Here is a 13,133-nt window from a genome sequence, read left to right on the forward strand (position 1 = left end):
GAGGTTCAGGAATTAAGAGTTTTTCGGAATAAATACATTACGAATTATACAATGCAAAGGAATTATATTTTTTTATGAAGATAGGCGAAGTATTTATCCAAGTAATAAGATATATTAACATGTTTATTCTCTCTATTTAGTTTTTACGGTATAAATTTCTCCATGAAGCCACAATTGTTAAAGGTTACCACGGCCCCGGCTTACTCTTTCAGTGTACGCCAGGACAAGGTTGCCAACCATAACAATCGCTGGCATTATCACCCGGAAATCGAACTGATCCACTTCCATTGGGGAGCAGGTACCCAGTTTATCGGGGACAGCATTAAGCGTTTCACGAAAGGGGACATCGTTTTGGTGGGTAGCAACCTGCCTCATTACTGGCGCGACGATGAGCAAGATCTGAACAAGTCACCGTATTCCACGGTCATCCATTTTTCACCTGATTTTTGGGGTGAGCGGTTCCTGGAACTGGCTGAAAATAAGCCGATCAAGCAAATGTTGGAAAAGGCACAAAGAGGTTTGTTGCTCTCGGGAGATTTGCATCAGAAGGTAGCGTTGCTAATGGACAAAATCCTGCGGGTGGAGGGAACCGACCGCATCATTGTGCTGCTGGAAATACTATTATCTGTCTCCCGATCGGAAGATTACGCGGAGCTATCATCACTGGGTTATCAGAAAGACCTTTCGGAATCTGACAGCGACCGGATCAATGCGATATACAACTACACGTTAAGTCATTTTAACCAAAAGATCACATTAAGTGAGATAGCAGGTGTGTCGGGAATGGTTCCTAATGCATTTTGCCGTTATTTCAAATCGCGGACGGGCAAGACCTATTCTCAGTTTTTAACAGAGATCAGGGTGGGACATTCATGCAGGATGCTGATGGAAAGCGATATGAGCATCAAGCAGTTGTGTTTCGAAAGTGGTTTTATGAATTTCAGTTGCTTTCATAAGCGCTTCAAGTCGGTGACGGGCCAAAGTCCGCAAAGTTACCGGCATGCTTTTATACATGCCGGTAAATAGTGTATGTCAGCGTATGTTAAGATGTTGTTGCACTTCGTCTTTCTTCCTGCGGGAAACTTCTACCTTCGAGCCGTCGGAAAGGACAATGAATTCGTTGTTATTGCTGATCCGCACAATGTGGTCAGCATTGACGAGGTGCGACTTGTGTGTTCTGATGAATTTAAACGGTTCCAGCATTTCCTCGAAATGCTTCAACGTCTTGCTGGCGACAAAGGGCCTTTTACCTTCCAGATGTATCACGGTGTAGTTCCTGTCCGCTTCCAGCCTTAGAATTTCATAAATCGTAAAAAAATAAATGCCTTCACTGGACGGCACCGCCAATCTGAAATCCTTGATGTCTTTCTTTTCAATGTTGCTGACCAGATTATGGTACAGCTGCTTTTTATGTCTGGCAAATTCCTGCCTTTCCATGTGCCTTAGTACTGCCGCACGTAGCTCCTCGGGGTCAACGGGTTTGAGGAGGTAATCCAGTGCTGAAAAGCGGATAGCCTGAATGGCGTATTGGTTGTAGGCGGTTGTAAAAATGATGTCGTAAGGCGGATTTCCATTTTTGATTAGCAGTTCAAAACCTGACTGATGAGGCATTTCAACATCCAGAAATACGATGCCTGGTCTGTAATACCGCAGCAGACTTTCCGCCTCCATCACCGAAGAAACATGCCTAACCTGTGAAATTTCCGGCACGTAATCCCGGATAAAATGAGCCAGGACTGTTCTGGCCTTCGGTTCATCATCAACGATTAAAACTTTGATCATAAAGTGTTGAAGATTAGTTATGTGGAGGGTTGCATTGGGCTGATACCGGCTAAGGATTGGGCTAAAAGTACAAGGCGGCGGGAGAGGATTTGTTATGAGTGAACCAGTGGTGCTCACTGATTATTTAACGGTATATATATGCCGTTGGAAGGAAATGAACGTCAAGCTGTCAGGGCGATTTGCCTAAAAGTAAATGCTAACTACCTAATAATAAATTATCTAAGCCATTCGTCCAGCAACTTGTAATTTTACGACGTCATCCTTTGATTCGATTTGTTTTAAACTTAAAATCGTGGCTATGCTTTGGTTTACCGTTGCTTTATATATTGATATCATGGCCGTGTTGTTTGTGATTGGCAATTTCTTTTATCAGTCTTTCATGACCAAGTATCCGACCGGGCATAATATCTGGCTGAATGTTTCCGGTTTGCTGGTGGTTATTGCCATTTTCGCAGCCCAGAGTTTAAAGTCTTCCGGAAACATCAACCTGGCGACAAGGCTTCTGTGGATCCCCGCAACTCCTATCTGTCTTGGAGTTGTCTTCTTTATAGTAGCCATCATTATTTTCCGTACAAACTCCTGATGGCTTGTCAGTGATATATTTTCATATTCAACTTAAAAATTATAGCTATGTTCTGGTTTATTGCTGGCGTATGTATCAATAGTATCGCCATTTTGGGTGTGATCGGTAATGCGGTTTACGACGCATTTACTTTGAAGCACGGCACGGGTCACAATGCATCCGTTAACCTCATCGGCCTTGTGCTGGGAGTAGTTGTATTTATCGCTTTTAGTCTGAAAAACAGCGGTAAAATATCCACAGCCAATGTGTTGCTATGGATACCCGGCGCTCCGTTGTTCCTGATGTTTGCCTTTTTCCTGATCTATATGGTCGTTATTATCGTGACCAAGCCGGATTGGAAATAGTGAGTAATGCTGCTGAAAGTAACAATTCCCGGTCAGTGGCTGACCGAATCTGTTTCCAATGGGTTTTTCTGGAAGCTGTAAATCAGGTAAACCAAGGCAGGTAATATAAAAACACTGCCCAGAAGCAATGCAAGCCCCAATGCCTGCATTGTTTTTTCTTGCCCGCTGTGTTCCAGAAGCGACAAATAGCCTCCGCCTTTCAGCACGACAATATTGGGGAAATGACGATAAGTAGTAGTCAGCAGGATCATCGTAACCTGAAAACCTGCAAGGGGCCGGAGCAGTGCTATTTTACCCTGATACAAGAGTGACCACATCCAAATCAATGACAAGGTCGCCGACACAATGGCGATCCTTCCCACCCAGTTTCCGAAAACCCATTCTATCAGTGGGATGTGTTCAATGTAAGCCGCTGTGAACACCAGAATCCCGCAAATGACCGCTGCAATGTTGAAAAACTGCGCCTTATGAGCAAAACGAAGCCGGTCGTGCTCATTTTTTGTTTCACCAATCAGGTATACCGACGCCAGAAAGCCGCAGATGGCCACTGTAAAAAGGCCAACGCTCACCGAAAACCAATGCAGCCAGCTGAAAATATAGGCGGAAAGAAAGGTGTCAGCCTGAGGATCAATGTGACCTGATACTGCACTCCCAGCGATAATCCCCAAGAATAGTGGGGTGATGAAGCTCGAAATCGCGAAAATCGAATTGTAAACGTGCTGCATATCATCGACCACGGCGTCGTAATGCCGGAATGTGAATGCAGTTCCTCTCGCAATGATGCCCAATAGCATCACTGTCAATGGAATGTGGAGATTGACAGACATTGTGGAATAGATCACGGGAAACCCGACAAACAGGATCACAATGGCAATGATCAGCCACATATGATTAGCCTCCCATATCGGCCCGATCGCGGAATAGAGGGTTTTGCGAGTAATCTCTTTGTTTCCTCTGGATGTAAAAAGCTCAATGATCCCAGCGCCATAATCGGCTCCTCCCAGTAACAGGTACAGCAAAATAGAAGTCCAGAGAAATATAATGACAACGTATAACATAATCAGTGACGAGTAAAATAGTGCGAAAATCCGGCTAGGCTTTGTCGTAAAGTTGTCCTACCATTTTGATCTGACGATAAAGCATAAAAATCACGATCACTGCCAGGGATGCATACACAGCCGTAAAAAGGTAGAATGAATAAGCAATGCCAGGCATAGGTGTAACGGCGTCGGCTGTACGCATGATGCCGTAAATAACCCAGGGCTGCCGGCCCACTTCTGTCACCGTCCAGCCAGCTTCTACGGCAATGAAGCCCAGGGGCGTAGCGGCTACGAACAATTTTAAAAGCCACGGACTGGTGAGCCAGTGCTTCTGCTTCCATAATGCCAGAAAATATAGCACAGATAACAGCATCATCGCCATGCCCATTCCAACCATAATTTGGAAAGCATAATGTGTGATAGCGACCGGAGGATGGTTTTCCGGTGCGATTTTATCCAGTCCGGTAACTTCCGATTCGAAGTCGCCGTGCGCCAGAAAGCTTAAAAAGCCTGGTAATTTGATGGCGTAGTTTACTTCCTTTTTTTCTTCATCAGGAATACCGCCTACGAGCAGTGATGCAGATTTTTCGGTGTGAAAATGTGCTTCCATCGCAGCTAGTTTCGCAGGTTGGCGAATCGCCACATCCTTGGCTGAAATGTCGCCGCTCAATGGTTGGAGAAGGGCGGCCACACAGCCGAACCCTGCGGCAATGGTGAATGATTTGGTATGAAAAAGGACATTTTTGCCTTTCAGGATCATCAGCGCGTGCACACCGGTCACAGCAAAACCGGTCGCTACGAATGCAGCAATGGTCATGTGCAACGCCTGTGAAAACCAAGCATCGTTGAACATAGCCTTGATCGGGTCAATGTTGAGGTACTGGCCATTGACATGATCAAATCCGGCGGGGCTGTTCATCCACGCATTGGCTGCTACGACCAGTATCCCCGACGCCAGCCCGCTTACTCCTACGATCACGCCGGTAAACCAGTGAAACCATTTGTTGAACCTGTCCCAACCGTACAGGAAAAATCCAAGTGCAATCGCTTCGATAAAAAAGGCAGTTCCTTCGAGCGAAAAAGGCATCCCGAAAATCGGCCCCGCGTGCTTCATAAATCCTGGCCAAAGCAAGCCCAATTCGAATGAGAGTACGGTTCCCGAAACCGCGCCGGTGGCGAAAAAAATAGCCACACCTTTGCTCCATGCCTTGGTCACATTTTTATAAACAATCTGATCCGTTTTGAGCCAATAGTAGTGCGCAACGGCCATAAAAAAAGGCATAACCATGCCTATACAAGAAAATACAATATGGAATCCCAGCGAAAGGGCCATTTGCGATCTTGCGGCTATGAAGTCATTCATTTGGAATTATTTTACTGAAAAATAGGATGCTTCCCAAGACATTCAGGAACCGGAAAGCAGGTGGTTCAAAGCTAATGAAGTCTTGTCATAAGAACCATTTTTCAGGGATATTTGTGCCAGCAAACCGACCCTGATTTAGCCAATATCTTCATTCTTTTCTGCCAATCTTTTTTTGACAATGTCAGCAGGATACTTCAATGCCAGCTCTCTTATTTCGTAAGTGAATTCTTTGAATGTTTCTTCCCAAACTGCGGCTTCTCCGGGTTCGTAGGCGTAAAATCCGTGTGAATTGAGCACGCCTTTGCCACCCTCGCGCACGACTTTGTCTATCAGTTCGGGCACTTCGGTGCTGTTGTTCAATGTTGGTAGCAAATTTTTCATTACCGTATGATAGGCCGGTACACCAGTGAGGTCCATCCAGCGAAATACACCGACCAATGTCATGAAATATCCTGCATTGTTACGGCACGAGCGATCCACATCTTCAATGGTCGCGTAACCATTCTCCACCAGGCTGATCGCCTCGCGGTACATCGCGTACATGAGCCTGTTGGTGATAAATCCGGCAATGTCTTTCCTTACCAGAATGGGTTCCTTGCCCCATTTATGCGAAAGTTCATAGAGGTACTCGCCGTTTTGAATGTCTGTATCATCCCCGCAGATCACTTCCAGAAACCGGGTAGTATGCGCCGGTTCGGTCCAATGTAAGCCCAGAAACCTTTCAGGGTGCAATGTCAGTTTTTGCAAAGTACTGATCGGTATCGCGGAAGTATTACTTGACAACAGTGCGTCCGCGTCGATCACCGCTTCTACTTTTTGGTAAACCGATTCCTTGATTTCGATATTCTCAATGGTGCATTCATTCACGAGCCTGCACGGTTTCAGCTGGCCGTAGTCTTCGGTAATGATCAGATGCTTTAAATAAAATTCGGGTTTGTGAACGATAAGCCCTTTTTCAAATGAATTTTCAAGATGCTCCCGGATGCGTTTTTCTGCATGCAGCATATCGACGCTGATCGGAGCCACTGCCACCACCGGATGTCCGGCGATCAATAAGCAGGTTACAATGCTGCAACCCATCAGCCCGAGGCCTACGATTCCGACCGGTATTTCGTTTGTATTCATTTTATGAAAGGATTTGGATTGAAGGAATATAACTTTAAAAAGGAGGTACTCGAACTTTCTTACTACAAAAAAAGCCCCGAAATCGATTGATTCCGAGGCCTCATATTGCCTGCTAATTAAAAAACTACCTCGACCAGCTATCTACTTCACTCTCCACTTCTTCACGGGTCTTACCTAGTTTCTTTTGAAGTTTTCCAAGAAGCTCGTCTTCTTTTCCATCTTCATATAACAGGTCATCGTCAGTCAAATCTGCGTATTGTTGCTTAAATTTTCCTTTCAATTCGTTCCAGTTTCCTTTTACTTGTTGCGTGAAAGCACTCATGATATTTGCTATTTAATTTAAAAAAACATGCTTTTAAAAGCATACCATTAAGTACCATTGATCAACAATCATACCATTTGTCTCACGACGCGGCAGTAACTGTGAGACGACATCTTTGAGTAAAATTTTTCCCGAAACTGTCCAATTCCATCCTCTTATAACATCAAGCGAGTGCAATCAGCTTGTCCAAACGCACAATTCCCTGTACCATCGATCGCACGGAGTGGTAATTGACCTTCCAGGAATGGCTCATGTGCTTCCATATCGGTTCTCCCTGGCGCGTCAGCAGCGGCAACCATTCCCCCACTGCTGAATGGATCATGTGATCAAATACAAAACGGTGCGTTGCGTGATAGGCTTTCAAATATTTTTCGTCGCCGTAAACCCGGTATGCATCCAGCATCCCGATAATCACTTCCGCCTGCTGCCAGAATTCCTTTTCACGATCATATACCTCACCTGCATGCGAGCCTTCTACATATACGCCACCATATTCCCAGTCAATTCCGTATTCCACCGCGTGGTCATAAGACGCCAGGAGTTGTCCCTCATAATCATCATAAGCCACACCGGCAATGTCCAGTGCGTGCATGAGCAGCCAGGCAAACTCTACATTATGTCCGTAACTGGTATTATCCTCGGCCGAGCTTTTCATGCCATCCTCAGAAAACCGGTCCCAGCCCCATATAATATCGAATTTGATCTGCGGGGCCACCGACCAGTCAGCCCAGAACTGCGGAATGCCGGTTTTGTACACCGGGTGCATGATTTTGTTGATCAGCAACTGAATGATCTCTAACAACTTCCGCTTATGGGCCTGTTTCTGGCTTGCTTCATATAATGTCGTGAAGGCTTCCATCAAATGCATGTGCGCATCCAAAGTTTTGCGGTCACCACCTGCCGATCCCGGGCCTTTCAACTCCCAGTTTTTGTGAAACATTTCGAAATAACCTCCATAATAGGTATCTGCGCCATGTTTTTGGAGCAGGTCAAAAACCTTCTCAGCATATTCAAGGCCTATCGGATCACCGGTTGCCAAAGTATATTCTGCCAGACTGTAAATCGCGAAACTGTGGCCGTAAACGATCTTTTCGTCTATCGTAACATTGCCTTTACGGTCCATGAGCCAGTAAAAGCCACCATTTTCATGGTCCCACATTTTATTGATCAGAAAATCAACGCCATGTTTGGCAACCTCAGCATAGCGTCCGTCACCGTAGCCCGCACGATGCGCGGATGAAAACGTGTATACTGTCCTGGTTTGGGCGATTAACGACTTTTCGTCTTCACCCGAATCATTTCCTGCATTGTCCCAATGGGTAATAAAGCCGCCGTTTTCTTTATCGACACAACGCGTTTCCCAGAATGGCAACAGTTCGGTTGTAAGGTGATTGTGGATTTCGCTGCGGTAATTTTTTAATTGTTCAATATTCATGGTTTGTATTAAAATGGATTTAGGTTTAAATCAATGTTTGATCATGCCAATTTCACGGTTTTGCCCGTCTTTGCGGCCTGATAAATCGCTTCTACAATTCTGATATCACGCATTCCTTCTTCTCCCGGAACGAGCTGCGGTTTGTTTTGCATAATGGCCAATGCATCTTCGTCCATCTGTTTCGCCTGTTGATTATCCACCGGAAAATTGATTTCTCCCAATGTACTTTGGCCTTTGTTATTGGTATATGCCGAAAAATTATCCATGTGTAGCGAACCTTTGTCGTAATTCACTTTCAGGAAATTGGTATTGATACCATGGCTCCCGGTGCAATTTGCTACCGCGCCGCTGGCGAAATGCAGCTGGAAATGAGTGATCTCGTCAGCGTCTTTAAATATCTCCGGTCGGTTCACCACATGTTGTGCCGTGAGTGAAACAGGTTCTTCTCCTGCGGCCAGGCGCGCGCCCTGTAATGCATACACGCCCATGTCGTACATGGCACCACCTCCCATGGCGCGCTGAACTTTCCAGTTTCCGGCGCGACTTTCCTTGTAACCTGCGGCACAGGAAATCAACTGTACTTTACCCAAAGTCTGCTGTTTTGCAATGCGCATAAATTCCTGTGTATTAGGATCGTGCTGGCAACGGTAGCCTATGGACAAGCTGCGTTTGTTTGCACTACAAGCCTTGATCATTTCCTCACATTCCTGAACATTCAATGCCATTGGTTTTTCACAAAATACATGTTTGCCAGCCTTCGCCGCCCGCAATGTAAACTCTTTGTGCATCGATGGCGGCAGCACCACATATACTACGTCTATATCCGGATTATTGGCTATCTGATCGAAGTTTTTATAATTATAAATATTTTTATCAGGAATATTATACTTTGTCTTCCACGCTTCCGCCTTTTCCGGCGAACCGGTTACAATGCCTGCGAGATAACAATTTTTGGTTTTTTGAAGTGCAGGAGCCAACAGGTCAGTACTATAATATCCCAATCCGACCAGGGCTACACCCAGCCTGTCCTTTGGTTTTCGAAATGCAAAAATATGGGGCGAAAAGATCGAAGCGGTAAGTAGTCCGGCACCGCCCAGCAGAAAGTCACGGCGTGAGAAAGGAGTGATGATTTTAGTATCCATGATGTTGGTTTTTTTAGGTAAGTCAATCAAATATCATAACTACTTGACCTTTGAGAGCAGATGGGACGGTGAACATTTGCAAATGCTAAGACATACTTCGTAATTCGCAGATATCTTTTAACACGAGTCAATATGAGCAATCCTGAAATTGTCGAGATCCTGGAATTAACCGCCAAATTATTGGAACTACATAACGCTGATCCTTTCAAAATCAAAGGTTATTCCATTGCGGCGTTCTATCTGGACAAGTACAAGGATGGTGAACTTCAATATATGACCGAGCAGGAACTTACCAAGCTGCAAGGGATCGGTAAAAGTACTGCCGGAAAGATCGTTCAAATTGCGAAAACAGGGACTTTCCCGGAACTCGAAGAACTGCTCAGCAATACCCCACTGGGTGTGATGGAAATGTTTAATATCAAAGGGATAGGGCCTAAAAAGATTGCGGTATTGTGGCAGGAGCTGGGCATTGACAACCTGCATGAACTTGAACTCGCCTGCCTAAATGGGGCCGTCGCCAAGCTGAAAGGTTTTGGAGGCAGTATCCAGCAAAAGATCATTGATTCGCTAGCATTTCTGAAAGATCAGGCCGGTAAATTGAGAATGGATAAAGCTGATGTAGTAGCGGATCTGATCATTACGGAGCTTAAAAAGAGTTTTGAACAAGTAGAGGCAGCTGGTGACGTCAGAAGGAAATCAGAAACCGTGGATACGATCAGAATTGTGGTTGGAACGGACTCTCCGGCACTTTTGCAGAATAGCATCGGTGAAATAGAATTTTTAATACAAGACGAAAAACAGTCGTCGCCGTTTGTCTGGCGGGGAAATGTGCAGGAGGTGGCGGTAGCGATCGAGATCGTCGCTGTGAAGCCCGAGAGATTGGTGAATGAGCTGTTTTTGGAAACGGCAGATGTGGAGCATTTGGGGTATTCGACGGAATCCGGCTCGACAATATGGCAGCAGGCATACTACCAGACGGCTGAAAGTGAAGAGGCTATTTATGAAAAAGCAGGGCTGCCGTACATTGTCCCTGAAATGCGGGAAGGAGCGGGGGAGTTCACCTGGTCCGAAACCCATACCCCCGATCAGCTCATTACCTGGGAAGATCTGAAAGGCATTTTACATAATCACAGTACCTACTCCGATGGGCAACACACATTGGAACAAATGGCCGTCCGCTGCCGGGACCTGGGTTTTGAATATCTGGGGATTGCCGATCACTCACAAACGGCTGTTTACGCGCAAGGGCTGAGCATTGATGAAGTAATGCGGCAGCATGAAGAAATCGCAAAGCTGAATGCACGTTTCGCGACTGAAAATCCTGAAAAACCATTCAAAATCCTCAAAGGCATTGAATCAGACATTCTCGGAGACGGCTCGCTCGATTACCCGACAGAAATTCTGGCATCGTTCGATTACATCGTCGCTTCCGTTCACAGTAATCTGACGATGACACAGGAAAAAGCGACAGCGAGATTGCTCAAAGCCATTGAAAACCCATATACGACCATTCTCGGCCACCCAACGGGGCGCCTGCTTTTGTCCAGAGAGGGCTACCCAATCGACCACAAAGTCATCATCGATGCCTGCGCCGAGCACAAGGTAGTAGTGGAAATCAACGCCTCACCCTGGCGCCTCGACCTTGACTGGCGCTGGATCTCTTACTGCATGGAAAAAGGAGTCCTACTGAGTATCAACCCCGACGCTCACGCCATGGAAGGCTACCTGGATATGCACTACGGCGTAGCGAATGCCAGGAAAGGCGGTTTGACGAAGGATATGACGTTTAATGCATTTTCATTAGAAGGGATGGAGGAGTATTTGAGAGGAAAGCTGAGGAGGTAGTCTTAGGTTATGTTTTTCACAAATTTTAGCGGGTGAAACGTACTATTCTTATAGTGCACTTTAAGAATAGTATTACTATTTTAACAGTGCACTATAAGAATAGTAAAAATTTGCTTCTCAGAATAAGATATTGGCCATCACCCCTTCACCAACGTCAGCGCCAAAATCCGCGGAATACCCGCCCGATCACCTTCATCAAAAAACTCGAAAATGTCTTCGATTTTGAATCCGTGCTTCCTGGCGGCTTCTACGAAATCTGAGATGTTGTGGGTGAAGCAGGGAACGACGGTTTGTCCTTCTTCTGTTTCAAATCTGGCTTTGGAGCCGGAATATTGCTTGAATGGGTGCAATTCTCCGAGGTACACCATACCCCCCCGTTCGAGTTTGTGGCTTGCTTCGCTGAAAATGAAGTCGAGATTTTCGATATGTTCCAGTACCAGGCTGAATGTAATGAGGTCGAAAGTTTTGTTAACGAAATCCCACTCCTGGTTAATGTCTGCCTGATGAAATTCGGCATTCCAGCCTTCCAGCTTCTCTTTCGCCTTCGCCAGCATTTCCTCCGACAAGTCTGCCCCCACCAATGTATTCGTTTTGGTTACGAGGTACAGCGAATTTTTACCAGTTCCACAGCCGATTTCGAGAATGTTATCAAAGTTTTTATCTGCTAAAACCTGACGCAATGCCAGCGCTTCCAGGTCCCTGGTTTTGTTCAGATTGGTATCATATTGTTCCGACCACCTGTCATAGGCTTGTCGGGTAGTTAATGTACTCATGTTATAAAAGACGTAATTCGGTTTTTGTTTCAAAAATTTCAGATGGCAAATATGCCAAAATTCCTGTTTTTAATGCCTCGATTAAACGGGTTTTCATTTGCTCCCTGTTTACTACCAGGCAAACTTCACGTGCGGGCTCCGGATATTTGAAATGTCGGATATGCTTCTTTCGGTCCTCTGACAACTCCATCACAGCCATTTCCGGCAAAATCGTAATCCCCCCATTTCGCTCTACCATCCGGATCAGCGTTTCGATACTGCCTGATCGGTAACTAAAACTGCTTCCAAACTGACTATTACGGCTCAGCTCACAAAGTCGTTGAATTTGTGTCCGAAAACAATGCCCTTCTTCCAGTAACCACAGTTCATTAGGCTCAATGTCAGTCGGTAAAATGTACTGCTTGGCGTATAGATCGGTGTTTTCTGATACATACGCATAAAAACGCTCTTTATACAACGGTATTTCCTGCAAACTACTTTCTTCCGCCAATGATGCAATGATCCCTACATCCAGATTCCCCAGCTTTAGCTCACTGATAATGCGCTCGGTGATCATTTCCGAGACGTGCAGTTTGATATCGGGATAATTGGCGATAAAAGGATTGACAAAATGGGGTAGGAGGTACGGTGCAATCGTAGGAATGATCCCAATCCGCAATTCACCAGAAAGATCACCATTGAAATGCTTCGCAATTTCATTCATCCGCGATGCCTCACGCAGAATGGTTTTGGCTTGATCAATGATGTTCCTGCCGATGCTGGTAGGCACGATGGGTTGTTTGGTCCTGTCAAAAATCTTGACCGACAATTCCTCTTCCAGCTTCCTGATCATCATGGAAAGTGTCGGCTGGGTAACATTACAATGCTCGGCCGCCTGCACAAAATGGCGGTGGTTATCAACGGCAACAATATATTCGAGCTGCTGAATGTTCATATGAGTTGATTAGTCTGATTGGTGGAATGGCCTCACCCCTTCAACGGCTGAATGTTGAGAAAGTTTCCATTTTAATAGATTTTATTTATGTAAAAATAAAATCTATAAGTTTTGTTGATTGTTTGACTTTTGGTGTGACTGTTGGCAATGTCTTTATGGCCAAAAGTACTGCTCGAATATCGTCCCGCTTTTGATGTTATATCAATGGCATTTGTTTTCGTAATCCAGAGTTTCGACTACAGAACAAAGCCATTTTCACAAACCCATAAATTCTACTGTGAACTTGGTGCTGAGTCAATGTGATATGATTAATCCCGTCGCTGTTGCATTCTTGTGTTTTGCCATATCTGTCAGGGAAATAAATTCCTCTTTTTCAGTCGTCAGAATTGCAACTTCTTAGCCATGAACTTGAATCGATGTGTTTTTCATCCAGTTAGCATTTTGT

13 protein-coding genes are annotated in these 13,133 nt (G+C 45.3%); 4 read left to right on the top strand and 9 right to left on the bottom strand.

The annotated features are described in order from the left end of the window. Positions 1 to 162: 162 nt before the first annotated feature. Complete coding sequence (locus ABIO93_RS03710; RefSeq protein ID WP_348064565.1) at positions 163 to 1,026, top strand: AraC family transcriptional regulator; 864 nt, start codon at positions 163 to 165, stop codon at positions 1,024 to 1,026. A gap of 6 nt (positions 1,027 to 1,032) precedes the next feature. On the opposite strand, the gene ABIO93_RS03715 is transcribed toward ABIO93_RS03710, so the two are convergent. Continuing rightward, positions 1,033 to 1,782, bottom strand: coding sequence for a LytTR family DNA-binding domain-containing protein (locus ABIO93_RS03715; protein WP_348064567.1), 750 nt, complete (start codon positions 1,780 to 1,782; stop codon positions 1,033 to 1,035). A gap of 298 nt (positions 1,783 to 2,080) precedes the next feature. Here ABIO93_RS03715 and ABIO93_RS03720 point away from each other — a divergent pair, with 298 nt between their 5' ends. After that, on the top strand, positions 2,081 to 2,365 hold the full coding sequence (locus tag ABIO93_RS03720; protein WP_348064569.1) for a hypothetical protein: 285 nt from the start codon (positions 2,081 to 2,083) through the stop codon (positions 2,363 to 2,365). Between the two features lie 47 nt (positions 2,366 to 2,412). Continuing rightward, on the top strand, positions 2,413 to 2,709 hold the full coding sequence (locus tag ABIO93_RS03725; RefSeq protein ID WP_348064571.1) for a hypothetical protein: 297 nt from the start codon (positions 2,413 to 2,415) through the stop codon (positions 2,707 to 2,709). A gap of 32 nt (positions 2,710 to 2,741) precedes the next feature. Here ABIO93_RS03725 and ABIO93_RS03730 read toward each other — a convergent pair whose 3' ends face one another. The 6 genes from ABIO93_RS03730 to ABIO93_RS03755 form a co-directional block, all read right to left on the bottom strand. Next, positions 2,742 to 3,767 (bottom strand): cytochrome d ubiquinol oxidase subunit II, encoded by a 1,026-nt coding sequence (locus tag ABIO93_RS03730; RefSeq protein WP_348064573.1) that lies wholly within the window; start codon positions 3,765 to 3,767, stop codon positions 2,742 to 2,744. 34 nt (positions 3,768 to 3,801) lie between these two features. Then, positions 3,802 to 5,112 (bottom strand): cytochrome ubiquinol oxidase subunit I, encoded by a 1,311-nt coding sequence (locus ABIO93_RS03735; RefSeq protein ID WP_348064575.1) that lies wholly within the window; start codon positions 5,110 to 5,112, stop codon positions 3,802 to 3,804. A gap of 135 nt (positions 5,113 to 5,247) precedes the next feature. Further along, entirely contained in the window at positions 5,248 to 6,237 is a 990-nt protein-coding gene (locus tag ABIO93_RS03740) for a 3-hydroxyacyl-CoA dehydrogenase family protein (protein ID WP_348064577.1), read from the bottom strand. A 124-nt stretch (positions 6,238 to 6,361) separates the two neighbouring features. After that, positions 6,362 to 6,559: a CsbD family protein gene (locus ABIO93_RS03745; RefSeq protein ID WP_233845775.1), complete on the bottom strand. Its 198-nt coding sequence runs from the start codon at positions 6,557 to 6,559 to the stop codon at positions 6,362 to 6,364. A gap of 163 nt (positions 6,560 to 6,722) precedes the next feature. After that, positions 6,723 to 7,994 carry an AGE family epimerase/isomerase gene (locus ABIO93_RS03750; protein ID WP_348064579.1) on the bottom strand — a complete coding sequence of 424 codons (1,272 nt, stop codon included), beginning with the start codon at positions 7,992 to 7,994 and terminating at the stop codon, positions 6,723 to 6,725. Between the two features lie 41 nt (positions 7,995 to 8,035). After that, a complete protein-coding gene (locus ABIO93_RS03755; RefSeq protein ID WP_348064581.1) occupies positions 8,036 to 9,136 on the bottom strand; it encodes a Gfo/Idh/MocA family oxidoreductase in 1,101 nt (366 codons plus the stop codon). Positions 9,137 to 9,268: 132 nt separating this feature from the next. Here ABIO93_RS03755 and ABIO93_RS03760 point away from each other — a divergent pair, with 132 nt between their 5' ends. Further along, positions 9,269 to 10,981, top strand: a complete 1,713-nt coding sequence (locus tag ABIO93_RS03760; RefSeq protein WP_348064583.1) for a PHP domain-containing protein — start codon at positions 9,269 to 9,271, stop codon at positions 10,979 to 10,981. Positions 10,982 to 11,118: 137 nt separating this feature from the next. Here ABIO93_RS03760 and ABIO93_RS03765 read toward each other — a convergent pair whose 3' ends face one another. Both ABIO93_RS03765 and ABIO93_RS03770 read right to left on the bottom strand, forming a co-directional pair. Next, positions 11,119 to 11,754 (bottom strand): class I SAM-dependent methyltransferase, encoded by a 636-nt coding sequence (locus ABIO93_RS03765; RefSeq protein ID WP_348064585.1) that lies wholly within the window; start codon positions 11,752 to 11,754, stop codon positions 11,119 to 11,121. Between the two features lies 1 nt (position 11,755). Then, positions 11,756 to 12,688, bottom strand: a complete 933-nt coding sequence (locus ABIO93_RS03770; RefSeq protein ID WP_348064587.1) for a LysR substrate-binding domain-containing protein — start codon at positions 12,686 to 12,688, stop codon at positions 11,756 to 11,758. Positions 12,689 to 13,133 lie beyond the last annotated feature (445 nt).

The sequence above is a fragment of the Dyadobacter sp. genome (genome assembly GCF_039919315.1).
Lineage (GTDB): Bacteria > Bacteroidota > Bacteroidia > Cytophagales > Spirosomataceae > Dyadobacter.